Below are 24,051 nucleotides of genomic sequence, written 5' to 3'. Positions count from 1 at the left end.
TCCTATGAGCACCGTTGCGACCTCCTCCGGTCTGTCCTCCTTCTTCTCCGGCAAGCCGCTGCGCTTCATTGCGGCCTCCATATTGCTGGTCAACGGCCTGTTCCCGGCAATATGGATCCTGTTCACCTCGCTGAAAACCGAAGCGGAACTGACGGTGAAACCGATCACATGGTTTCCGCATGCGCCCACACTCGCCAATTACATGCAGGCCTTTTCCGACCAGCCGCTGCACCTCTTCCTGTTCAACAGCTTCATGGTCGCGCTGCTTTCCACGGCCCTCACAATTCTGATTTCGGTGCTGGCAGCCTATGCGCTGGCGCGGCTCGATCTCAAGTACCGGGCGCTGATCCTCTCGCTCATCATCGCCGTTTCCACATTCCCGCTGGTAACGCTGCTGGTGCCTCTGTTCGAGATCATGCGTGCGCTCAACCTGCTCAATAGCTGGACCGCTCTTATACTGCCTTACACCGTGCTCTCCCTGCCGGTCTGCACGCTGATGCTGGTGTCCTTCTTCGAAAGCATCCCGCGCGATCTGGAAAACGCCGCCATGATTGATGGCTGCACCCGCATCGGTGCGCTGTTCAAGGTTGTCGTGCCGCTATGCGCGCCGGGTGTCTTCACCGCCGGTATTCTCGCTTTCGTGAACGCCTGGGACGAATTCCTGCTGGCGCTCTCCTTCAATTCCAATCCGGCACTGCGCACGCTGCCGGTCGGCATCCAGCTTTACCAGGGTGAGTTCGCTTTCCCCTGGCCCGTCATCTCGGCGGCGCTGGTGGTCGGCATCGTCCCGGTTGCGATCCTGATCGTCATCTTTCAGGAACGCGTCGTCTCCGGTCTCACCGCCGGCGGTCTCAAGGGTTAAACAGGTACAGTCATGCAATTCGAAAAGACCAGAGACGGCTTCACGCTTGCGATTGGCAGCCACACCATTCTTTCTCATTCGCCTGAGAACCCGGCTTTCTTCGCCGGTTTGGGCAAGGAGCGGATGGATATGTATCGCGGCAATTTCGATATCGAGGACTATGTCATCGAACGAACTGCGCTCCGCCACGCCGAAGTCAGTGGCGACAGCGTTACGCTGTCTTCCGCACCCGGGCAGGCCGCGCGCCTTCATCTGGCGCTGGATGGAAATGCCATCAGGGTCACGGCGCTGGATGAAACCATCAATCGGCTGTGGCTGCGGATCGTCGCAGATGAGGACGAACATGTCTGGGGCGGTGGCGAACAGATGTCCTATTTCGACATGCGCGGCCGCCGCTTTCCGCTCTGGACCTCCGAACCCGGTGTCGGCCGCGACAAGACCGCTGAAATCACCTTCAAGGCTGACGTCAGCGGCAAGGCGGGTGGCGATTATTACAACACCAATTACCCGCAGCCGACCTATCTGTCGTCGCGCAAATATGCGCTGCATGTGGAAACCAGCGCCTATTCGGTCTTCGATTTCCGCAACGAAGATTTCCACGAAGTCGAGATCTGGGCGATCCCCGAAAGGATCGAGTTTTTCACCGGCGATCGTTTCACCGATATCGTTTCCGCCCTCTCGCTGCGGTTCGGACGCCAGCCGGAACTGCCGGAGTGGGTCTATGGCGGCGCGATCATCGGGTTAAAGGATGGCGCCAACTCCTTTGCCCGGCTGGAAAAAATCCGCGCTGCCGGAACCAAGGTCTCCGGCCTGTGGTGCGAGGACTGGGTGGGGCTTCGCCAGACATCATTCGGCGCCCGGCTCTTCTGGGACTGGCAGGCCAATGAGGCGCGTTATCCGCATTTGCGTCAGAAGATCGCCGAGCTTGCCGATCAGGGCATTCGTTTTCTGGGATACGTGAACCCCTATCTCTGCGTCGACGGCCCGCTTTTTCCGGAGGCGGAGGCGGCCGGTTATTTCGCCACCGGCGCGGACGGCAAGACGGCGCTCGTGGATTTCGGCGAGTTCGATTGTGGCGTGGTCGATTTCACCAATCCGGCCGCAGCCGAGTGGTTTTCCGAAGAGATCATCGGCAAGAACATGCTGGATTTCGGCCTTTCTGGCTGGATGGCCGATTTCGGCGAATATCTGCCGATCGACATCACGCTATCGAACGGCATCGACGCCAAGCTGATGCACAATACCTGGCCGACGCTCTGGGCAGAGGTCAACGCCAAGGCTGTTGAAAGCCGTGGCAAAACCGGCGAAGCGCTGTTCTTCATGCGGGCGGGCTTTACCGGTGTGCAAGCCCACTGCCCGCTGCTGTGGGGCGGCGACCAGTCCGTCGATTTCTCCCGCCATGACGGTCTCGTCACCGTCATATGCGGTGCGCTGTCCTCCGGTCTTCTCGGCAATGCCTATCACCATTCCGACATTGGCGGTTATACCAGCCTGTTCGGCAATGTCAGAACCCCGGAACTCATCATGCGCTGGACGGAGATGGCAGCCTTTACTCCTGTCATGCGAACCCATGAGGGCAATCGCCCGCGCGACAATCTCCAGATCGATCAGGACGAGACCGTTCTTGGCCATTTTGCCCGCATGACGGCAATCTATGTCGCACTCGCCCCCTATCTGAAATCGCTCTCCACTGAAGCAGCCAAAACCGGCCTGCCGGTACAGCGCCCGCTTTTCCTGCATCACGAGAACGACCGGCAGACCTATGCCATTCAGGACAGCTATCTCTATGGGGCCGACATGCTGGTCGCACCAGTGTGGAAGGCGGGGGAGACGCAGCGCACGCTTTACCTTCCGGGCGATGGGGAATGGATGCATCTTTGGAGTGGCGCGCGGTATTTTGGCGGGCACGAGATCACCGTGGAGGCTCCGATAGGCCAGCCGGCTGTGTTCCACCGCGCTGAAACGCCCTTTACTGCGTTATTTGAACAGCTTCGCAATATCGCTTGAAGCATCACCTTCCGGCCATTTCCAAAAAACGCCGCAGATATTGCGGCGTTCAACCGATGCTTTAACAGGCCTCGCTAAAAGGCCATCAGCCCGTCAGGCGTGGTGATGTAATGGCTTTCTTGAACAATGCCGTCATCGCGTCGCTGATGCCCTGGGACGGGCTGACTTCGAAGTACAGGCCCGGGGAAGCGCAGCTCTGCATGCGTGAGCCGATTTCCGCCTGAAAGGGCTTGATCCAGCTATTATACCAGTCATTCGTCGGCAGCGGCAGATAGGTGGTATAAAGCACCGCGATACGAAAACCCTTTTCCTTCAATTTCGTACAGTCTTTGATGTCGATCGGCTCCTGACAGCGGCCTCCCGTCAGTTTTTTAGTACAGGAGGACGGCTTGTAACTGTCGCCCACCCCGTCTGAAACAAAGAAAATAACCTTATCCGGATTTGCCGAGCTTGCGCCCGTGCCCGAACTGCCGACCTTATCTCCAATCTGGATCAGTGCCCGGTCGAAATCTGTTTGCTGGTCGTTGTTGTATCCCTGATAGGGGATTGACATCAGGTTGATTTCACCAGCTTTTTTCTTTGCTGCGTCCAGATCCGAGGTTAGCGAAACGACCTCAAGCAGCTTGGTATCTTCCGCCCGTTCCCCGAAGGTATAGACGGCCATGCGATATTGATTGCTGCTTTTGCGCGTGGACTTTGCCGTGTCCATCAGGCTGGCGGTTGCCTTGGCAACCACGTCGATACGCGTCGTAACCCCGAGTTTCTTGGCCTTGAAGTAATAGCTGTTCGGGTCTGCCACGCCGTCCTTCACGATGTGACAGGCAAAAGCGCATTTATCGCCAGTGTTCGCAACCAGGGTGGCAACATCCGTGGGTGTCGCGCCCACTCCCATGGAGGGCGTATTATCAAGCAGAAGATAGAAATCGCTGAAGGTTTCCGTTTCGTATTTGGCCGTGGCCGTGCCGGCAACCGAAACGAAATCCTTCCCCAGAAGCCCTGAGAGGGTCGTGCTGACCGACGCCTTGAAGCTGACGGACGACTCGACCACATTGCCGTGCTTGATCACCGAGACATCGACAGAGGTAATGGTGTAGTCCGCGTCGCCGCGCTGATTGCCATCGAAGAATGCCCGGGCTTCTTCATTGCCGACGGGAATGACACCGTCCCCCGACATCTTCTTTGCCGCCTGAACACTTGCGGACATATCGGCGACTGCCGCCAGAGCCGCGGAATCCGCCGCCTGCTGCAGATCGGCTTTGACCGACATGCCGCGCGTAATATCGAGCGCCACACCGGCAGCCCCGCACAGAGGCACCATGAGCAGCGCGGTCAGAATGCCAAAATTTCCAGATTTCTCTTGCCAGAAGTTTTTCAAGTTCGCCCCCAACCAATCTGGGAGCTGAAGCTAATACAGCGGAATTGAAAAGCGGTTTCAATAAATAACTAATTTTTGATAAACTTAATATAATAAACAACTAATATGTTCGCGGCAAATTCGCCAATATTCTCGTTAACTTTCAACGTTGACATTACTTCAAAACCCTCCTAGCAAAACAGTCTCTTCCGAGGGGAGCACCTGACGGTGCTGAGATGGCGATGAGCCGGACCCTTGAACCTGATCCGGGTCATGCCGGCGTAGGAACGGAAACTGTAGCGCCTTTGCGTTACTGCCCTTTCTCTTCTCCGCTTTGCCCGGATCTCCGTGATCGCCACAGCTGGAGACCGAACGATGATGATGAAACATCCTTCCCTTCGTATACGGTACGGCTGCGTCTGAGCCCCGGCCGATGCGTGCCTCCCATGCGCTGAAGGGCGTCGTTCTTATTCTGATTGTCTGGCAGCTGGGCATCTGGCTGTTTGCACCGCCCCGCTACATCCTGCCCTCGCCGGCCAATGTTACCGCAGCACTCCTGCGCCAGCCAGCCTTCCTGTTCGGACAGGCCATGGTGACATCAGGTGAAATGGCTGTCGGGCTTGCGGCTGGCATTGCCGCCGGCATTCTCGTTGCCTTTACGATTGCCGCCGTCCCGCGTTTTGGCCGCCTCGTCTGGCCCATGGTTCTCGTGTTGCAGGCATTTCCGGTCTTCGTGCTGGCCCCTATTCTCGTACTCTGGTTCGGTTTCGGCATGGCCTCGAAAGTTGTCATGACGGCGATCATCATCTTTTTCCCCGTCGCTTCAGCCTTCACCGACGGCCTCAACCGCACGGATCGGACAATCCTCGATGCCGCCTCGCTGACGGAGGCGAGCCACTGGCAAATCCTAATCCGGCTGCGTGTGCCGCTGGCGCTTCCCTCACTCATTTCCGGGCTGAGGGTCGCAGCTCCGCTCGCCCCGCTCGGCGCGGTCATTGGCGAATGGGTGGGCGCCTCCGCCGGGCTCGGTTTTGTCATGATCCAGTCCAATGCCCGCATGCAGACCGACACAATGTTCGCCGCCATGACCATCCTCGCCGTCATTGCGGTGCTGCTGCGGCTTGTCGTCGACCGGGCAACGGCCAACCTCGCCCCCTGGGCCAAAGAAACAGACCACGTCATTCCTTTCAAACATTTGCGGAGACTTTCGGCACCATGAAACGAACTCTTCTTTCCCTCGTCGTCGCGGCAGCAAGCGTGCTTTCGCCCGCGCAATCGCAGGCGGCCGACAAGCTTACCGTATTGCTGGAATGGTTCCTGAACCCGGACCATGCCCCGATGGTGATTGCCAAGGAACGCGGCCTTTTCGCCGATGCAGGGCTGGAGGTCGAGTTGATCCCGCCCGCAGACCCATCCGCCGTACCGCGTCTGGTCTCGGCAAAGCAGGCCGATATCGGTGTACACTACCAGCCGAACCTCTATCTCGACCACGATGCAGGGCTGCCGCTCGTCCGTTTCGGCACGCTGGTGGAAACCCCGCTGAACACCGTCACCGTTCTGGCCGATGGTCCAATCAAGAGCCTGAAGGACCTGAAGGGCAAGAAGGTCGGCTTCTCCGTTTCCGGCTTCGAGGATGCGATGCTGAAGCGCATGCTGGAGAAGGAGGGACTGACAAAGGACGATGTTGAACTGGTCAACGTCAATTTCTCACTCTCGCCGTCCCTGATCGCCGGCAAGGTCGATGCCACGCTTGGCGGTTTCCGCAATTTCGAACTGACGCAGATGAAGCTTGAGGGCCACGAAGGCCGCTCGTTCTTCCCCGAGGAACATGGCGTGCCCGCCTATGACGAGCTCATCTTCGTCACCCATCTAGATCTCGTGAAAGATAGCCGCCTGCCGCGTTTTCTCTCGGCCGTTGAGCAGGCGGCGATTTTCATCACCAACCACCCGCAAGAATCCTGGCAGCTTTTCATCAAGGCCTATCCGAACCTTGACGACGCGCTGAACAAACAGGCGTTTTTCGATACGCTGCCGCGTTTCGCCAAACGTCCAGCCGCACTCGATCGCACCCGCTACACACGCTTCGGCACCTTCATGCAGGACATGCAACTGATCAAGCAGGCGCCGGCGGCGGAAGACATTGCCGTGGAGTTGCAATAACCATGGCAAACAGTTTTCCGACTGCGGCGAAGGCCGCAGAGATCCTCGAAAGGGTAAGGCAGACGCGCCCGCGCGTGCATTGCCTGATGAACACCGTGGTACAGAAATTCACCGCGGATGGCATTACCGTCGTCGGCGGCATCCCCTCGATGACAACCTCACTCGAAGAAATCGGTGCTTTCGTCACGAAAGCCGATGCGGTAACGATCAATCTCGGCACGCTCGACGCCGACCGGCGCAAAGTCATTCGATTTGCCGTCGAGATCGCCCGCGCGGCTGGCAAGCCGTGGATTCTGGACCCCGTGCATTGCGACTATTCGCCATCGCGACTGGCGTTCGCGCGTGACCTGATCTCGCTTGGACCCACCATCGTGCGCGGCAACAGCGCTGAGATGAGCCTGATCGGTGCTGTTCCGAACGCCATCAGGATAGAGACCGGACCTGTCGATAACCTGCGCGACGCCACAAGGAGTGTCAGAATCGTCAACGGTCACCCGTGGATGGCGAAGGTGACAGGCACGGGTTGCCTATCGGGTGGCGTCATCGCCGCCTTCATGGCGGTGGAAAAAGACGCACTGACGGCCGCCGCCGCCGCCCTCGCCATCACGGGTGTCGCAGCCGAACTGGCAGCGAAAAACGCCAAAGGCCCCGGCACATTCGAGCCGGCATTTCTGGATGTGCTTTCAGAAATTTCCGGCGAAGACATAATAAACCATGCGAGGATTGAGCATGAACAAGGTTGATTACCGTCTCAACGCGCTGGTCGATGCGAGCCTCGGCGATGTTGCGCCGTTGGGCGAGCTTGCTCTGGCGGCCGCACTCAACGGCGCGACCATTCTGCAATATCGCGACAAACACGCCTCCACGCGGGAGATGATCGAAAACGCCAGCGCCATTCGCGAAGCTATTGCCGGCACGGGCGTGCCGCTGGTCATCAACGACCGGGTGGATGTGGCGCTCGCCTCTGGCGCGGACGGGGTGCATCTCGGCGCCGATGATATGGATGCCAAAACCGCCAGACGCATCCTTGGAGATAAGGCGATCATCGGCCTCACCGTCAAGAACCGCGCCGATGGCGAGCGGGCGGCCTCCATGCCCGCCGATTACGCCTGCATTGGTGGCGTGTTCGAAACCGTTTCCAAGGTCAATCCAGACAAGCCTGTCGGCCTTGACGGCTTTACGACGCTCCGCACTCTGCTCCGCGAATTGCGGCCGGGCATGCCGGTGGGCGCCATCGCCGGTATCGATCTTGCCCGCGTGCCGAACGTCATCGCTGCCGGTGCGGATGGTGTTGCCGTCATTTCTGCAATCTTCCGCGCAGGCGATATTGCCAGCACAACCAGGGACTTCCGCGCGGCAGTCGATGCAGCGCTGAAAGCGAGACAGTCATGACAGCAATCGCATTGACCATCGCCGGCTCAGACAGCGGCGGCGGCGCGGGCATTCAGGCCGACATCAAGACTTTCTCGGCACTCGGCGCCTATGCCGCCAGCGTCATCACCGCCATCACCGCCCAGAACACCAAAGGTGTGACGGCAGTGGAGGATATTTCCGTCGCCACCATCGTCGCGCAGATGGATGCGGTTTTTTCCGATCTTGCCGTCAATGCGGTGAAGATCGGCATGGTATCGCGGATCGAAACCATCGCGGCCATAGCTGCAAGGCTTCGGCAGCAGCCCCAACCGGTGGTGCTCGACCCCGTGATGGTTGCGACCTCCGGCGACCGTCTATTGCATGCGGATGCGATCGAGACATTGCGGCGCGACCTGCTGCCGCTCGCCACCATCGTCACGCCGAATCTGCCTGAAGCAGCGCTTCTCACCGGCTTACCTATTGCAGACACCGAGGCGGAGATCACCCGTCAGGCCGAGATGATCCTGAAGGTGGGCGCGAAAGCCGTGCTCATCAAGGGCGGCCATGGCGACGGGCCGCAGAGTACGGATTATCTGTTTGCAGACGGCACCGTGCAGGCGCTTTCCGCTACGCGAGTGGACACGAAAAACGACCATGGGACCGGCTGCACGCTGGCGGCGGCGATTACCGCGCATCTGGCCATGGGGCATAACCTGGCGGAGGCGGTTGGTCTTGCGAAGGACTATCTGAATGGAGCGCTTGATGCTGGCCGGGAGCTTGCCGTCGGTCAGGGTCGAGGACCGGTGCATCATTTTTATCGGTGGTGGGGGTGAAGGTTAGAGTGGAGCGTAGGGCTTACCCCCCTCTGTCCTGCCGGACATCTCCCCCTCAAGGGGGGAGATCGACAAGTGGCCTGCCCCGGGCGTTTTAGTTGGCGAACGAGATCGCGATACCGACGTTAATGGGGACCGAGGCGAAAACCTCACCCGATCTCCCCCCTTGAGGGGGAGATGTCCGGCAGGACAGAGGGGGTGAGCCGCACGCTCTGCGCATCCGCCTTCACCGCGCCTTCGGCGTCGCCAGCACATTCCTGATCGCAAAACTCGAATGAATCCGCGAAACACCCGGCAGCTTCGACAGAATCTCCTTATGGATGCGCTCGAAATCGCCCGCACTTTCCGCCTCACATCGCAGGAAATAATCCGACCCGCCCGTCATCAGGTAACATTCGCGGATTTCTGGATAACGCCGCACCGCGTTCTCAAACCTGTTGAGAAAATCCTCCGTCTGGCGATCAAGCGTGATCTGCACGATGACCGAGATCACCTCGCCGCCGGCAAGGCCGCTGGTCAGCGCCGTATAGCCCCGGATGATACCCTCCCGTTCCAGAATATCGACCCGGCGAAGGCAGGCAGAGGCCGAAAGGCCGACTTCCGCAGCAAGTTTCGCATTGCTGATGCGGGCATTGAGCCGGAGCAGGCGGATGATGTGGCGGTCGGTCGCGTCGAGTGACGACATAGAAAATTCCAATACGACAATGAAAGTTGCGTAGATTGCATTTTTATCGCATCTTATTCGAACAATAGCCAAGAAATTCGACAATCGTTGCAATACTCTCATATGATAAAAATGAGGGTGAACGACCATGGACATGCAGATCAGCCGCCAGCAGGCAGCGGGTGGTGCAAGCGGCCATCTGACCATCGATCTTGGCGCATTGCGCGATAATTATCTCGCACTTGCGGCAATGGCGCCCACATCGCAGACGGCAGCGGTCGTCAAGGCTGACGCATACGGACTCGGCGCGGATATCGTCTCGCAGGTGCTGTTTGAAGCGGGCTGCCGGAATTTCTTCGTCGCCCATATCGATGAAGCGCTGGCGCTCCGGCTGCGTCTTTCAGCGGAAGCGCGGATTTTCGTCCTCAACGGGCTTCAGCCCGGTAACGAAACCTCCTGCGCAGCCATGGCCGTCACACCGGTTCTGAATTCGCTCGAGCAGATCGCCCAATGGGCGGCCCACGCCAAAAATCTTGGCAAGACGTTACCCGCCGCAGTGCAGATCGATACCGGCATGTGCCGTCTCGGCCTCTCTCCCGAGGAGCTTGAAGTCCTCGCCTCCCGGCCGCAACTGCTTGATGGTATCGACATCGCCCTCGTGATGAGCCACCTCGCCTGCGCCGACGAACCGGATCACCTCTCCAATGCCGCCCAACTCTCTGTGATGCGAAAAGCCGCTGTCGCTTTTCCTGATGTATCCGTCTGCTTTTCCAATTCCGGCGGCATCTTTCTGGGCAACGACTATCACAACTCCCTGCTACGCCCCGGCATCGCGCTTTATGGCGGCGCGCCCTCAGTTACCCGTCCCAACCCGATGAAACCGGTTGTCCGGCTTGATGTCGCCGTTATTCAAACCCGCGACGTTCCCGCCGGATCGCTGGTCGGTTATGGCGGCTCTTTCGAAGCGGCCGGGCCGACGCGGCTTGCGACGATCGCGGCTGGTTATGCCGATGGCCTGCCGCGATCGCTCAGCAATCGCGGTGCGGCATGGTATAATGGCGTTCGCCTACCCATTGCTGGTCGCGTTTCAATGGACAGCATCATTCTCGATATATCCGCCCTGCCCTTGGGAACATTGACGCAAGGCAGCTTCGTGCAGATGATCGGGCCTGACCAGACGCTGGAAGACATTGCCGAGGATGCGGGCACGATCGCCTATGAAATCCTGACCGGCCTCGGACGCCGTTACCGCCGCAATTATATTCAGCCGGGCGAAAACCCGGCCGTCGCTTCAACATCTGTCAGCCATAAGTGAGACGATCATGAACGTCACTATCCTCGGAGCCGGCGTCGTCGGCGTGACCTCCGCCTGGTATCTGGCCAAAGCCGGACACAAGGTGACGGTGATCGACCGCCAGCCGGCGGCAGCACTTGAAACCAGCTTTGCCAATGCCGGCGAGGTTTCCCCCGGCTATTCCTCGCCATGGGCCGCGCCCGGCATTCCGATGAAGGCCATGAAATGGCTGTTCATGAAGCATGCCCCGCTCATCATCCGCCCGACCGCCGATCCGGCGGCGTGGCGCTGGATGAGCCAGATGCTGCGCAATTGCACATCGGCGCGTTATGCCATCAACAAGAGCCGCATGGTGCGCATTGCCGAATATAGCCGCGATTGCCTGATGGCGCTGCGCGACGAAACCGGGATAGAATACGACCAGCGCATGCAGGGCACACTGGAGGTTTTCCGCACCCAGAAGCAGTTCGACGCCATCGGCAAGGATGTGGACGTGCTGACGGCAGGTGGCGTGCCTTTCGAAATTCTCGACCGCGAAGGCTGCGCCGCCATCGAGCCCGGCCTTTCTCCTTCCAGGGAAAAGATCGTCGGCGGACTGCGCCTGCCCGGTGATGAAACCGGCGACTGCTTCATGTTCACCACCGAACTTGCGCGCATGGCTGAAGAGGCGGGAGTCACCTTCATCTACGATACCGGCATCATGCGCCCCATCGTCGAGGCAGGCCGTATCAAGGCCGTGGAGACCACCAAGGGGCTGGTGGAAGCCGATATTTTCGTCGCCGCACTGGGCAGCTATTCCCCGCAATTCGTCCGCCAGCTCGGCCTTACCCTGCCGGTTTACCCGGTCAAGGGCTACTCCATCACGGTTCCGATCGTGAAGGAGGAACGCGCGCCCGTTTCGACCGTGATGGACGAAACGTTCAAGGTGGCAATCACCCGGCTCGGCTCGCGCATCCGCGCCGGTGGCATGGCGGAAATCGCCGGTTTCAGCAAGGATCTGCCCGCAGCAAGACAGGAAACTCTGGCCCATTCGGTGGAAGACCTGTTCGGCGGCGCAGGTGACCAGAGCCAGGCGAAATTCTGGTGCGGCCTGCGCCCGATGACGCCGGATGGCACGCCTGTTATCGGCACCACCCGCTACAGCAATCTTTATCTCAACACCGGCCACGGTACGCTTGGCTGGACCATGTCCTGCGGCTCGGCCCGTGTGCTTGCCGATCTCATCAGCGGGAACAAGCCCGAGATAGACACGCACGATCTGGCACTCAGCCGTTACGCAGCCTGAAGTGCGACAGGGCGGCGCTTATCCCCGCCTGAAGGGCGGGGATGGTGGCCGCTCAAAGTGCCAGTGCATCCTTCAGCGCCAATCCTTCCTTCATGCGAAGGTCGAGATCGGCCTCGATGTGATCGAGGTGCTGCAGCATCAAGGCACGGGCCTTTGCCGCATCCTTCGCCTCCAGTGCATCGAGCAGGTCGGCATGATCGTTGTGGCCGCAGCTTGAAACGCCCGAGCGCCCGTAGAGCGCGATAACCAGCGACGAGCGGGCGACCAGTTCGTCCATGAATTTTTCGAGGATGGCATTGCCGGCAAGCGAGGCCAGCATCAGGTGGAAATCGCCTGATGCCTTGATTTCCGCGCGCCTGGCGTGCGGGCCGCGCTCATGCTGGTGGCGGCTTTCCTGAACCAGATGCTCTCTCAGCTGCTTCACCGCCGCAGGCGTGATCTTTTCGATTGCGGCGTCCAGAACGCCGGGCTCGATCAGCCGGCGCGAAGCAAAAACCTGCCGCGCTTCGTCCGGTGTGGGATTGGAGACAAAAGCGCCGCGGTTGCGCTCGGCCTTGACCAGTCCTTCGTAAGCCAGCATCTGAAGAGCCGCCCGCACCACCGTGCGGCTGACATCGAACAGCGTTCCCACTTCCGATTCCGACAGCTTCGTTCCCGGGGCAAGCCGTCGGTCGACAATGGCGTCGCGCAGCGTATCTCGAATAGCCTGGGCACGGTCTTCGTGGGATGAATCGGAATTGACGGTTATATGGGCAAGGCTCATGGAATTGTCCTGTTTGAACTTGAGTTCTAGCGCGAAGCGCGGCTTGCGCAAACAGGAATTGCGAGCTGTCGCCAGCCGCCACAATTCATTCAGCGCCCGTTCAGCAGGCGCGCTATATTTCTTTAACCATTGAATTTGCAACTGGCAGCGCCCTGCCATCCGGATGGAAGAAGATCATGTCGTCCTTTGCAGCTAAAACCGTTCTGGCTATCGCCGTCGCCGCCGCCACCATCGTGCCCTTCAACAGCGCATCCGCCGATGACTGGGGCCGCCGCGACCGTCGCGATGCCGCCATTCTGGGTGGCGTGCTTGGCCTTGCCGCCGGTGTCGCCGTTGGCTCAGCCCTTTCCCGCCCGGCACCGGTAGACGACGAGCGAGTCTATATCGACCCGCCGCGTCGCTATGAACCGAGCTATGTGTACGAAGAGCCGGACTACCGCTATTATCAGCCACAGCCGCAGCCTGTCTATCGTCCGGCACCGGTTTACCGTGCCCAACCGGTCTATGACAATAATTCCGGCTACTACCAGCAACGCCGTACCTACCGCACCATCGAGCCGTGGACGAATGCCTGGTACGATTATTGCTCGCAACGTTATCGCAGCTTCAACGGCCGCTCCGGCACCTATGTCGGCAATGACGGCCAGCGTCATTTCTGCGTAGCGGGTTGATCTGGGATAACGTCTGCGCAGTTATCGCTGTTAATAATCAGGCCGCGGACGGAAACGTCCGCGGCTTTTCATTAAGTGTCACCCCAGATCCTGCGGCACCTCAAGCAGCGCCGTTTTTCACATAATCCGCCCGGTTGATGCCGTGACGTTGCAGCTTGTCGTAAAAGGTCTTGCGGGCAATGCCGAGTATCGCAATGGTTTCGGCCACGTCGCCATTAGATTGCACAAGCGTTTCGCGAATGATCTGCGCTTCTATTTCATCCATTCGCTCCGGCAGGGTGCCGGAAGCCGGAATGCTCGATTGCGAAACAGTCGTGGTGGCCGCATCCATCTCCAGCCCCAATACTACCCTTTCAGCGAAATGCCCGAGTTCGCGCACATTGCCCGGCCAGTCGTAGTCGTTAAGGCGGCGGGAAACGCCGGCGCTGATCTGCGGTACCGGCATGTTGAACCGGTTGGCGGCCTTGGTGACGAAGTGCGAAAACAGCAGCGGAATATCCGCCTTGCGCTCGCGCAGCGGCGGTATCGACAGCGTCACCACATTCAGCCGGTAATATAGGTCCTCGCGAAACGTGCCACGCTCGGCCGGGTCGCCGAGATCCACCTTCGCCGCCGCCACCACGCGAATATCGACCGGTCGCTCCTCATTTGAACCGAGTGGCGAGACCTCGCGCATTTCCAGAACGCGCAACATCTTCACCTGTACGGCAAGCGGCATACTTTCGATCTCGTCGAGAAACAGCGTGCCGCCGCTTGAATGTTCGATGCGACCAACGCGTTTTTTCTGCGCACCGGTGAAAGCACCCGGCTCATGGCCGAAAAGCTCGCTTTCGATCACCGTTTCCGGCAGCGCCCCGCAATTCAGTGCCACAAAATTGCCCCTGGATCGCTTCTTGCTCCAGCGATGCAGCGCCGTTGCCACCACTTCCTTGCCGCTGCCCGTCTCACCTGCCACCAGCACGTCTACATCCGTATCAGCAATGTGCCGGAGCGTGGTGCGCAGGCGTTCCATGGCGGGCGTCTGGCCAATCAGAGGTAAATCGTCCTCGGCTTGAGCACTCGCCCGGCGAAGCGCGCGGTTTTCCAGCACGAGGCGGCGCTTTTCCAGTGCGCGGCGGGCGCTTTCAACCATGCGTTCGGCGGGGAATGGTTTGGCGATGAAATCATAGGCGCCGTTGTGAAGGGCATCGACCGCCATCGGCACATCACCGTGGCCGGTGATGAGGATAACCGGCAGATCGGCATCGATCTTGCGGACATGGTCGAAGAACTCAAGCCCGGTCATGCCGGGCATGCGCACATCGGTGATGACGACGCCGTCGAAATCCTCGTTGAGCGCCGCAAGTGCCTGTTCGGCGCGGGAAAAGGAGGTAACGGGCAATCCGTCGAGTTCCAACGTCTGCACCATCGCCTTGCGCAGCTGGGAGTCGTCATCCACCAGAAATATGGTTCCACCTGCCATCATGTTATGCTCGCTTCAGATATACGGAAAAAGACGTGCCTGCCTCGCTGCTCGTTACCTCAATCCGCCCGCCATAGTCGGAGGCGATATCGTTGGAGATGACGAGACCAAGGCCTAGGCCGCTTTCCTTAGATGTATTAAAGGGCGAAAAAAGCTGGGCGCGGATCGCTTCGGGAATGCCGGTCCCATTGTCGCTGACCGAAAGCAAGACCATGTCCCCTTCCTCGCGCACCCGCACCTCGACACGCGCCGCATCAATTTCTTCAGTGGCTTCCAGTGCGTTTTGCAGAAGGTTGATGAGAATTTGCTCGAGCCGGATGCGGCTGCCAAGCACCTTCAGGTCCTGATCCGGCAACACGATATCAAGTGCATCCATCTGTCCGGAAAAACGACTGCGCAACAGCATCACCGCGCCTTCGATGACCAGCTTGAGACTGACCGGTTCGGCAGCGGTGCGGCCCTTGCGCGCCAATATCTTCAGGTCGCCGGTAATCGTGCCGATGCGATCGGTCAATGCCGCGATGTTTTCGAGATTTTCGTTGGCCTCCGCCATGCGGTCGCGTTTCAGCAGGGTGCGGGCATTGTCGGCAAAGGCGCGGATCGTCGCTACCGGCTGGTTGATTTCGTGGGCAACGCCCGCCGCCACCTGCCCTAGAATGGAGAGACGGTTGGCCTGCACCAGCTCGTGCTGCACGTTGCGCAATTCACCTGTCGTCTTTTCGTGCAGGGCAATTTCCGCCTGAAGATGGTCGCGGGTCCTTGTCAGATCACGGGTGCGCTCCTGCACCTTCATTTCCAGCTCGGTGCGGGCGCGCTGCTCCTCTTCCTTTTCCCTCAGCGCCTTGTGCCTGCGCCACAGCCACAGAGCCGAAAGCGCCATCAGCGGCATCAGCGTTGCCAGCGCCACCACCCTGCCCTCGCGAATGGCGGCGTTCAGCGCCGGTGCCACCGGTTGCAGATAATGCAGGGTCCATGAGGTCGTCGGCACCGGCGTTTCCAACCGCAGATAATCGCCGCGCTCACTTGCCGGGTCATCGACACGGATAAGCGGAACGCCGTCGCTCGAGAGTCGCGCCATCCGGAACGGCAGCGTTGTAAGCGCCTCGTTACCGAATTGCAGGCTTTCGGAAATGGCTTTGCGTCGCGCCTCGTCAATCGGCGCTACGGTCTTGAAGCGCCAATCCGGCACGCTCGTCATCAGCACGACGCCGTTCCTGTCAACCACATAGACCGGTTTGCCGCCGATGTTCCAATCCGCCTCCAGACGGTTGAACTCCACCTTGGCGATGACGACGCCGAGCGGCCGACCGTCTGCGGCATCGATGCGGCGCGAGATATAAAGGCCCGGCCGGCGGCTGACATTGCCAAGCGCATAATGTTCGGACATGCCGGTATTCATCGCCGCCTGAAAATACTCGCGGAAGGCATAATTGGAGCCGACGAAGCTGTCGGCCTGTCGCCAGTTACTGGAGGCAATTGTCAAGCCGGTCGGTCCGGTCACATAGATGACAGAGGACTGCGTGCCTTCGATCAGCCCCTCCAGCTTGCGGTTCAGCCGGTCAATGGCAGGCGCGCCACCGCCATCCAGCGCAATCGCAAGGTCGGGGTCGCCGGACAGAACCAGCGGAATGGCGCGCGGCCGCTCCAGCGCAACATTCAGAAGCGCGATCTTGAGTTCGGCATCGGTGGAGGCCTCGGACGCGGCGGTGCGTATTGCCTGGTTTCGCGCAAAGTCATCGGCAACCAACAGAACTCCCAGGCTGACGAGCAGCCACAAGCCCGCCAACGCCAGCCATTGAGCGCGCCGTCGTGCCTGGGAATGAGAGGCCTGATCTTCTTGGGTCATGCGACAATTGTGCGGATTTACACACAGACCGCAAGAGGTTTTGTCCGGATATCCGCACATACATCGGCGAGCTGATACGGCGTCAATAAAAAGTACTTTTTAAATCAGCCAGTTACACCAAATAAGCAAGTCTGGCATGCGTATTGCACATGACTCCTCAATCGGCGCGAAGCCGTCAACGACACGGCGATCCCGGGAGGCCAATTAAGGCAGGGTGAGGCCGAGGAGGAAAAAACATGATCGATACAACAACCGTGGCGGCAGGCCACGCCAAGCAGCCATTCTACAAGCACCTGTATTTCCAGGTTGTGGTCGCCATTATCGCCGGTATCGCGCTTGGCCATTTCTATCCGGCCTTTGGCGAACAGCTGAAGCCGCTCGGCGACGGCTTTATCCGTCTCGTCAAGATGATCATCGCTCCCGTCATCTTCCTCACTGTCGCAACCGGCATCGCCGGCATGAACGATATGAAGAAGGTTGGACGCGTGGCCGGCAAGGCCATGATCTACTTCCTCGTGTTCTCCACCCTCGCGCTCATTGTCGGCCTCATCGTCGCCAACACTGTGCAGCCGGGTGCCGGCATGAACATCGATCCGGCCACGCTGGATGCCAAGGCCGTCGCGACCTACGCCGACAAGGCCCATGAGCAGACCATCACCGGCTTCCTGATGAACATCATCCCGACCACCATCGTCGGCGCATTCGCCAGCGGTGATATCCTGCAGGTGCTGTTCTTCTCCGTGCTGTTCGGCATCGCGCTCGGTATCGTCGGCGAAAAGGGCAAGCCCGTCACCGATTTCATGCATGCCATGATGTATCCGATCTTCAAGCTGGTCGCGATCCTGATGAAGGCCGCCCCCATCGGTGCCTTCGGCGCCATGGCATTCACCATCGGCAAATACGGCATCTCGTCCGTCACCAACCTCGCGATGCTGATCGGCACCTTCTACGTCACATCAGCACTGTTCGTGTTCGTGGTCCTCGGCGCTGTCTGCCGCTATAACGGCTTCTCGATCGTCGCGCTTATCCGCTACATCAAGGAAGAACTGCTTCTGGTTCTCGGTACCTCGTCTTCGGAAGCCGCCCTGCCGGGCCTGATGAGCAAGATGGAAAAGGCGGGCTGCAAGCGCTCCGTCGTCGGTCTCGTCATCCCCACCGGTTATTCCTTCAACCTCGACGGCACCAACATCTACATGACGCTGGCTGCCCTGTTCATCGCACAGGCGACCGGCATCCACCTCTCCTTCGGCGAACAGATCCTGCTGCTGCTCGTGGCCATGCTCTCCTCCAAGGGTGCTGCCGGCATCACAGGCGCTGGCTTCATCACGTTGGCCGCAACGCTCTCCGTCGTGCCGTCGGTTCCGGTTGCCGGCATGGCGCTCATCCTCGGCATCGACCGCTTCATGTCGGAATGCCGCGCACTCACCAACTTCGTCGGCAATGCGGTCGCGACCATCGTTGTTGCCCGCTGGGAAGGTGAACTGGATCAGGAACAGCTCGCCCGCGTTCTCAGCGGCAAGGAAGAATTCACTGGCATCGCCGATGTGGATTCGCTTCCGGGTGCGGTTCAGCCCGCCGAATAACACGACCTCCCAAGGTCCAGCCTGTCCCGGTTCGTCCGGGCAGGCTCTCGAATGAAGGCCGGCGCATCAGATCGATGCTCCGGCCTTTCATCGTTTGAAGCCCTCCCAACCGTCGAAAACGGTTTTTATCGCCGTGCGGATGTTATAGGCCAGATCGAGCGAGAACGAATGCGAAAAACGGAGTAGGCCCTTATGAAGAACCTGTTTCTGGCCTGGCAATTCTGGGCACTGCTATCGGCGGCCTTTGCGGCATTGACTGCGATTTTTGCGAAAATCGGCATCGAAAACGTCAATTCCGATTTCGCCACCTTCATACGCACCATCGTCATTCTCGCTGCCGCTGGCCTGATGGTTTATGTTACCGGCAACTGGCAACAGCCCTCCACCATTTCGGCGCGTACCTGGACCTTTCTCGTGCTTTCGGGGCTGGCGACCGGCGCATCTTGGATATGTTACTTCCGGGCGCTGAAAATCGGCGATGCCGCCCGCGTCGCCCCCATCGACAAGCTCAGTGTCGTGTTCGTCGCCGTCTTCGCGGTTCTGTTTCTGGGGGAACGGCTGTCGCTGCCCAACTGGCTGGGTGTGGTGCTAATCGCCTGCGGCGCGGTGCTTGTGGCATACCGGGGATAAGGCAAGCTAACAGCGGCGCCCGGCCGGACGAACCGGCCGGGACATTCGCAAAGTCATCAAGCGCGTGCGGCCGCAACCTTGTCCAGTCCCCGCTTAACGCCGGCGAACAGCTCATCAAGCTGCTCGGCCGTGATGATCAGCGGTGGGCAGAAGCAGATCGATTCGCCGATCGGGCGAGTGATCACGCCCTCATCCTCAATGCCGGCGGCAATGACGAGCGTCGCATCGCCCGGCTTCGTACCTTCCCACGGCTTTATCTCCAGCGCGCCAAGAAGACCGACGCCGCGCGAGGAATGCACCAGCGGATGGTCGGAAAGCGCTTTCAGATGATCGAGGAACTTGCCTTCCAGCCTCGCGACATTGCCGACCAGATCGCGCTCCTGAATAATCTTCAGGTTTTCGAGACCGACGGCCGTCGCGACCGGGTGGCCGGAGGCGGTATAACCATGGCCGAAGGAGCCGATCCGGTCGGATTCGTCGGCGATCGGCTGGTAAAAACCGTCATTCATGATGATCGCCGACAGCGGCATGTAGGATGAGGATATCTGCTTGGAAACAACAAGCACATCCGGCTTGATGCCGTAGGTCTCGCAGGCGAACATCTTGCCGGTGCGGCCGAACCCGCAGATGACCTCGTCCACGACAAGCAGAATGTCGTATTTCTTCAGGATCGCCTGCACACCTTCCCAATAACCTTCAGGCGGCAGAAGAACCCCGCCGGCACCCATCACCGGCTCGCCCCAGAAGGCGGCAACGGTTTCCGGGCCTTCGCTGAGGATCAGATCTTCGAGTTCCTTCAGAATACGCGCGGTAAAATCCGCCTCGCTTTCACCTTGCTTGCCGAAGTGCACATAGGAGGGGCAGGCCGTATGCAGCATGCGGTCCAGCGGCAGGTCGAAGCTTTCATGGTTGCGCGGCAGGCCGGTGATCGAGGCAGAGGCAATCGTCACGCCATGATAACCCTTGATGCGGCCAATGATCTTCTTCTTGTTCTTTTTGCCCAGCGCATTGGAGCGATACCACACCATCTTGGCAACGAGATCGTTCGCCTCCGATCCCGAAGACGTGAAATGAACCTTCGACATCGGCACTGGCGCAAGCTCGATCAGCAACTCGGCAAGATCGACCGACGGGCCGTGCGTCTTGTAGGAGAAGGTGTGGTAATAGGGCAGCTTCTGCATCTGCTTTGTCGCAGCGTCCACCAGTCGCTGTTCACCGAAGCCAAGCGCCACAGACCAAAGCCCTGCCATCGCCTCGATATAACGCTTGCCGCTGCTGTCGGTCACATAGATGCCTTCACCACTTTCGATGACCAGACCACCGGTCTTTTCGAATTTACGCAGATTGACGTTTGGATGCATCTGGTAGGCGATATCGCGTGCCTCGACGGAATTCGGCAGAATGGTCATGGGATAAAGGCTCCGTTTCGGTTGGATGGGCTGAAGCGTCAGACGTGCTGGCCGCCATTGATGAGAATTTCTGCGCCGTTGATGTAGCTCGACTGCTCCGAGCAGAGGAAGTAGATGGTCTGCGCCACCTCCGCCGTGGTGCCGAGCCGCCCGAGCGGGACCTGCGCTTCCACGAGTTCAGCGGTTCCGGGTGAAAGGATGGCGGTGTTGATTTCGCCGGGCGCTATGGCATTGGCGCGCACGCCGCGCGGCCCGAATTCATGCGCCAGCTCCCGTGTCAGCGCCGCAAGTCCCGCCTTCGATGCGGCATAGGCGACGCCGGCGAAAGGGTGCACCCGCGAGCCGACAATGGAGGTAACGTTGACGATGCAGCCTTTTGCCGCCTCCAGTTCCGGCAAAAGCGCACGGGCAAGAAGCGCCGTCGAGACGAGATTGACGTTTAGCACCCGCGTCCAAATCTCCGCCGTTGTGTCGGCAACGCCAAGGCGGCTACCGCCTTCGCCCTTCGGCGAGATTCCGGCATTGTTGACGAGTGCGGCCAGCTTTCCTTCCGGCAGGCGCGAGCGCACCTCGTCGGCCAGATCGTCGATGCGGGACAGGTCCTCCAGATCGGCCTGGATATGGCTTTCGCGCGCGGATGGCCAGCGGCATTCCTCCGAAAAGGGTTGCCGCGATACGGTCAGGATTCTCCAGCCTTTTTCCTGAAACAGCTTGACGGTGGCATGCCCTATTCCGCGGCTCGCACCAGTCAAAAGCATAAAAGGAACAGCCATGAAAGAACTCCTTTGCCATGCGAACCGTTGAGCCGGTCGCGCATTCAGCCCGCATGTTAGAGTGCTGCGACCCGCTGACAAGGGCTATTTTGTCGCGGTGCACGAATGGGAGCCGCGTTACGGGCTAATCCCATTTGATATAGGCCTTTCACCCGAAGGGAATATTTGAAGCCGGCCATTTGCTCATAAAATGCAATCTCCCGAATCTGTGATCCGTATTGGGAGGGGGACGAATGCGTATCGACATCATCGACACCGACGCCGGCTTCGAGGCGATCCGGCAAAACTGGGAAACGGTGTTCATGGCCGATCCCCATTCCCGACACTTCCTGTCCTGGGGCTGGCTGCGGGATTACATGCCGCGCCGCAAGCGCTGGTTCATCCTGGCGCTCAGGGAACGCCCCGAAGGCTCGCCCTATGTGGCATTTTTTCCGCTGCGCATCGTCACCGAACCGGACAAGAAAACCGGCCGCTTCCACGACAGCATAGTCATGGCTGGCAATGCCGCGGCGGATTACACCGGCTTCATCACTCTGCCGGAATATGAAAATAACGCGGTTGCCGGTTTCTGTTCCTATATTCGGCAGCAGAACTGGACCGAACTCAAGCTCGACTATCTTTCCGGCCCACCGGAGCGGCGCGACGCGATGATCCGCGCGCTTCAGGGGCCGCTCGTCATGTTCCGCGACAACATGCCGACCAACCCCTATAACATCAACAATTGCATCTGCCCGGTCGTGGCCCTGCCGGACACGTTCGACTCCTATCTCGACAGCCATATGAGCAGCCAGTCCCGGCAAAAGCTCCGGCGCTTCATGAGGAAGGTGGAAAGCGGTGACGAATACCGCATCACCTTCGCAACGAGAGAAACAATCAAGCGGGACATGGGCATCCTGTTCGATTTCTGGCGCATCCGCTGGGCGCCGCACAAGGGCAAGGAGCGCACCGAACTGTTGATCGGCGCAACACGGCAAATGCTGATGGATGTGTATATACGCGGCGATCTGGAAGTGCCGGTCCTGTGGTTCGGCGACCAGCCGCTCGGCGCGCTTGCCAATATCATCGACCGGCAGAAAAAATCGGTATTGTTCTACATTACCGGTCGTGACGAGAACTGGAAGACCCCCTCACCCGGCCTCGTGCTGCACGGACACTGCATCCGCAGGGCGATCGAACAGGGTTTCAAGACTTATGATTTCCTGCGAGGCAACGAGCCGTACAAATATTTCTTCGGCCCGGAGGAGCACAAGCTCAGCTGCACGCTGTTCCGCACCCGCTCGGGCGACAATCTCGGCGGCAAGCTCCACCCGCGCAGCATACGCTTCGTCTACGAAGAGGGTCTCAAACTTTATAAGACGGGCAAGAAGGCGGCCGCCAACATCGCCTTTTCCCAGGTGCTGGCAGCCGCGCCCGATCACCTTGGCGCACAATTCGGGCTGGCCAATCTGACCTTCGACCGCGGTGAATTCCGCGAAGCGGAAATCGCTTTCCTCGGTCTCCTCGGCAGCGGTCAGGACCCGGTTCTGCTTTGGATGCGCATAGGCGAAGCGCGGTTGGCGCAACGGCAATATCACGAGGCGTCCGAAGCATTCCGTCAGGTGACCAATCGCGCCCCCTTCCACCGCGAGGCGCTCTACAAATGCGCCGTGGCGCTGATTGCGGCCGAAAGAACGATGGAAGGCGCCGAAATCCTCGACAGATTGCAGCATTACCATTCTGACGACGCTACGCATCTGGAATATGCCGAAAAGGCGCGCGCAGCCCTTGCCCGGCTGGAACTGGGAAAGGCCAGGATTCCGCTGCCTGCCGATGTCATCACGCTGAGCGCCAGGCCAAAATCGACGGGCAAGCGCTGGCGTCCGCCAAAGGTTTTGCATTGAACGTAATGACCTGTAAGTTGCGGCAGAAAAAATCGGCCGGACGACTTGCAAGGGTTTTTTATGTTTCTGACCAACAAGGATATGCTTGACCTCATCGAGCTGCGCCATGATCTGCACCGCCATCCGGAAATTTCCGGCGAGGAGAAGGAAACAGCGCGGCGTATTCGCGATTTCCTCGAGCAGGCAAAACCGGATCGGATGTTCACCGATCTGGGTGGTCATGGCGTGGCAGCGGTCTATGACAGCGGCAAAAGCGGTCCGGTAGTCCTCATCCGCTCGGAACTCGACGCTCTGCCCATTCAGGAAAAAACCGACGCCGAATACCGCTCCGGCACAGATGGTAAGGGCCATCTTTGCGGCCATGACGGTCATTCCACCATTCTGACGGCGCTTGCACTTGGACTTTCCAGAAAGCGCCCGGAAACCGGCAGCGTCGTACTGCTCTACCAACCGGCAGAAGAGACAGGTGCGGGCGCGGCCGCCGTCATCGCCGATCCGCGCTTTGGCGAGATGAAGCCGGATTATTCCTTTTCTCTTCACAATCTTCCAGGCCTGCCATTCGGCCATGTCAGCGTGGTGGAAGGGCCGGTCAACTGCGCATCACGCGGCATCAAAATCCGCTTCTCCGGCAAGACCGCGCACGCCTCCTCACCGGAGCATGGCGTCTCGCCGATGCGGGCGATATCTGAGTTGATGCCGGCTTTGACCGATCTCGGTTCCGGCTTTCCACCGCAACCCGATTTTTCGATGGTGACAATCACCCATGCCGTGATGGGTGAAGCGGCCTTCGGCATTTCTCCGGCAGATGCGGAAATCTGGGCGACGCTCCGGACGCTGACAGACGACCGAATGGAAAAACTCTGCGCAGATGCGGAAGCGCTGGCAAAAAAGGTGGCCGAAGAACAGAAACTGACACTCGATATCGCCTATGACGATATTTTCCTGCATTGCGAAAATGCGCCGGAAGCCGTCGACCATATCCTGCGGGCGCTGACTGCAGAGAAAATTTCCCACGGTTCGGAAGGTTTGCCGATGCGAGCCTCCGAGGATTTCGGAAGGTTCCGCGCCGTCTCGTCATCGGCCATGTTCTTTTTGGGTGCAGGCAAGGACTATCCCAACCTGCACAATCCCGACTACGACTTTCCGGATGGGCTGATCGATATCGGCGCACGCATCTTCATGCGCATCATCCGCAACCTCACAGACGCGGGGTAAGCAGCGG

21 protein-coding genes and 1 riboswitch are annotated in these 24,051 nt (G+C 59.5%); of the genes, 14 read left to right on the top strand and 7 right to left on the bottom strand.

Annotation, left to right across the window (positions count from 1 at the left end; translation table 11 throughout):
* Positions 1 to 4: 4 nt before the first annotated feature.
* Complete coding sequence (locus ACZ5A6_RS17280; protein WP_003500737.1) at positions 5 to 862, top strand: carbohydrate ABC transporter permease; 858 nt, start codon at positions 5 to 7, stop codon at positions 860 to 862.
* A gap of 12 nt (positions 863 to 874) precedes the next feature.
* Entirely contained in the window at positions 875 to 2,869 is a 1,995-nt protein-coding gene (locus ACZ5A6_RS17275) for an alpha-glucosidase (RefSeq protein WP_019564647.1), read from the top strand.
* A gap of 85 nt (positions 2,870 to 2,954) precedes the next feature.
* Here the strand turns inward: ACZ5A6_RS17275 and ACZ5A6_RS17270 are convergent, their stop codons facing one another.
* On the bottom strand, positions 2,955 to 4,244 hold the full coding sequence (locus tag ACZ5A6_RS17270; RefSeq protein WP_019564648.1) for a TadE/TadG family type IV pilus assembly protein: 1,290 nt from the start codon (positions 4,242 to 4,244) through the stop codon (positions 2,955 to 2,957).
* 181 nt (positions 4,245 to 4,425) lie between these two features.
* A riboswitch (TPP riboswitch) is annotated at positions 4,426 to 4,528 on the top strand.
* 128 nt (positions 4,529 to 4,656) lie between these two features.
* Between ACZ5A6_RS17270 and ACZ5A6_RS17265 the strand changes: the two genes are divergently transcribed.
* From ACZ5A6_RS17265 to thiD, 5 genes are read left to right on the top strand one after another with little or no spacing between them, the layout of a single operon-like run.
* Positions 4,657 to 5,442 (top strand): ABC transporter permease, encoded by a 786-nt coding sequence (locus ACZ5A6_RS17265; RefSeq protein ID WP_019564649.1) that lies wholly within the window; start codon positions 4,657 to 4,659, stop codon positions 5,440 to 5,442.
* Positions 5,439 to 6,383: an ABC transporter substrate-binding protein gene (locus tag ACZ5A6_RS17260; RefSeq protein ID WP_019564650.1), complete on the top strand. Its 945-nt coding sequence runs from the start codon at positions 5,439 to 5,441 to the stop codon at positions 6,381 to 6,383. The genes ACZ5A6_RS17265 and ACZ5A6_RS17260 overlap by 4 nt, the downstream gene beginning before the upstream one ends.
* Before the next feature lie 2 nt (positions 6,384 to 6,385).
* A complete protein-coding gene (locus tag ACZ5A6_RS17255) occupies positions 6,386 to 7,126 on the top strand; it encodes a hydroxyethylthiazole kinase (protein ID WP_019564651.1) in 741 nt (246 codons plus the stop codon).
* A complete protein-coding gene (thiE, locus tag ACZ5A6_RS17250) occupies positions 7,113 to 7,775 on the top strand; it encodes a thiamine phosphate synthase (protein WP_013761553.1) in 663 nt (220 codons plus the stop codon). The genes ACZ5A6_RS17255 and thiE overlap by 14 nt, the downstream gene beginning before the upstream one ends.
* On the top strand, positions 7,772 to 8,569 hold the full coding sequence (thiD, locus tag ACZ5A6_RS17245; RefSeq protein WP_019564653.1) for a bifunctional hydroxymethylpyrimidine kinase/phosphomethylpyrimidine kinase: 798 nt from the start codon (positions 7,772 to 7,774) through the stop codon (positions 8,567 to 8,569). The genes thiE and thiD overlap by 4 nt, the downstream gene beginning before the upstream one ends.
* 226 nt (positions 8,570 to 8,795) lie before the next feature.
* On the opposite strand, the gene ACZ5A6_RS17240 is transcribed toward thiD, so the two are convergent.
* Positions 8,796 to 9,254, bottom strand: a complete 459-nt coding sequence (locus ACZ5A6_RS17240) for an Lrp/AsnC family transcriptional regulator (RefSeq protein WP_003500727.1) — start codon at positions 9,252 to 9,254, stop codon at positions 8,796 to 8,798.
* Positions 9,255 to 9,381: 127 nt separating this feature from the next.
* Here ACZ5A6_RS17240 and alr point away from each other — a divergent pair, with 127 nt between their 5' ends.
* Both alr and ACZ5A6_RS17230 read left to right on the top strand, forming a co-directional pair.
* Entirely contained in the window at positions 9,382 to 10,548 is a 1,167-nt protein-coding gene (gene alr / locus ACZ5A6_RS17235; protein WP_019564654.1) for an alanine racemase, read from the top strand.
* 7 nt (positions 10,549 to 10,555) lie between these two features.
* Positions 10,556 to 11,812 carry a D-amino acid dehydrogenase gene (locus ACZ5A6_RS17230; RefSeq protein ID WP_019564655.1) on the top strand — a complete coding sequence of 419 codons (1,257 nt, stop codon included), beginning with the start codon at positions 10,556 to 10,558 and terminating at the stop codon, positions 11,810 to 11,812.
* A gap of 52 nt (positions 11,813 to 11,864) precedes the next feature.
* Here the strand turns inward: ACZ5A6_RS17230 and ACZ5A6_RS17225 are convergent, their stop codons facing one another.
* Positions 11,865 to 12,575 carry a GntR family transcriptional regulator gene (locus tag ACZ5A6_RS17225; RefSeq protein ID WP_025595694.1) on the bottom strand — a complete coding sequence of 237 codons (711 nt, stop codon included), beginning with the start codon at positions 12,573 to 12,575 and terminating at the stop codon, positions 11,865 to 11,867.
* Positions 12,576 to 12,751: 176 nt separating this feature from the next.
* Between ACZ5A6_RS17225 and ACZ5A6_RS17220 the strand changes: the two genes are divergently transcribed.
* Positions 12,752 to 13,246: a BA14K family protein gene (locus ACZ5A6_RS17220; protein ID WP_019564657.1), complete on the top strand. Its 495-nt coding sequence runs from the start codon at positions 12,752 to 12,754 to the stop codon at positions 13,244 to 13,246.
* A gap of 100 nt (positions 13,247 to 13,346) precedes the next feature.
* Here ACZ5A6_RS17220 and ACZ5A6_RS17215 read toward each other — a convergent pair whose 3' ends face one another.
* Together ACZ5A6_RS17215 and ACZ5A6_RS17210 are read right to left on the bottom strand one after the other, a co-directional pair.
* Entirely contained in the window at positions 13,347 to 14,711 is a 1,365-nt protein-coding gene (locus ACZ5A6_RS17215) for a sigma-54-dependent transcriptional regulator (RefSeq protein WP_019564658.1), read from the bottom strand.
* A gap of 1 nt (position 14,712) precedes the next feature.
* Positions 14,713 to 16,554: a sensor histidine kinase gene (locus tag ACZ5A6_RS17210; RefSeq protein WP_464111196.1), complete on the bottom strand. Its 1,842-nt coding sequence runs from the start codon at positions 16,552 to 16,554 to the stop codon at positions 14,713 to 14,715.
* Positions 16,555 to 16,790: 236 nt separating this feature from the next.
* Here ACZ5A6_RS17210 and ACZ5A6_RS17205 point away from each other — a divergent pair, with 236 nt between their 5' ends.
* Together ACZ5A6_RS17205 and ACZ5A6_RS17200 are read left to right on the top strand one after the other, a co-directional pair.
* Complete coding sequence (locus ACZ5A6_RS17205; RefSeq protein WP_112292285.1) at positions 16,791 to 18,137, top strand: dicarboxylate/amino acid:cation symporter; 1,347 nt, start codon at positions 16,791 to 16,793, stop codon at positions 18,135 to 18,137.
* Positions 18,138 to 18,329: 192 nt separating this feature from the next.
* Positions 18,330 to 18,767 (top strand): EamA family transporter, encoded by a 438-nt coding sequence (locus ACZ5A6_RS17200; RefSeq protein ID WP_019564660.1) that lies wholly within the window; start codon positions 18,330 to 18,332, stop codon positions 18,765 to 18,767.
* Positions 18,768 to 18,823: 56 nt separating this feature from the next.
* On the opposite strand, the gene ACZ5A6_RS17195 is transcribed toward ACZ5A6_RS17200, so the two are convergent.
* Positions 18,824 to 20,176: an aspartate aminotransferase family protein gene (locus ACZ5A6_RS17195; RefSeq protein ID WP_019564661.1), complete on the bottom strand. Its 1,353-nt coding sequence runs from the start codon at positions 20,174 to 20,176 to the stop codon at positions 18,824 to 18,826.
* Between the two features lie 38 nt (positions 20,177 to 20,214).
* On the bottom strand, positions 20,215 to 20,949 hold the full coding sequence (locus ACZ5A6_RS17190) for an SDR family NAD(P)-dependent oxidoreductase (RefSeq protein ID WP_003510849.1): 735 nt from the start codon (positions 20,947 to 20,949) through the stop codon (positions 20,215 to 20,217).
* A 233-nt stretch (positions 20,950 to 21,182) separates the two neighbouring features.
* Between ACZ5A6_RS17190 and ACZ5A6_RS17185 the strand changes: the two genes are divergently transcribed.
* Both ACZ5A6_RS17185 and ACZ5A6_RS17180 read left to right on the top strand, forming a co-directional pair.
* Entirely contained in the window at positions 21,183 to 22,829 is a 1,647-nt protein-coding gene (locus ACZ5A6_RS17185; protein WP_019564662.1) for a GNAT family N-acetyltransferase, read from the top strand.
* A gap of 60 nt (positions 22,830 to 22,889) precedes the next feature.
* Entirely contained in the window at positions 22,890 to 24,044 is a 1,155-nt protein-coding gene (locus ACZ5A6_RS17180) for an amidohydrolase (RefSeq protein ID WP_019564663.1), read from the top strand.
* Positions 24,045 to 24,051: the final 7 nt, after the last annotated feature.

It is taken from the genome of Agrobacterium sp. 6Ca8 (assembly GCF_055382765.1).
Note: the sequence above shows the minus strand (reverse complement) of the source record. Positions and strands in the feature narration are given on the sequence as shown.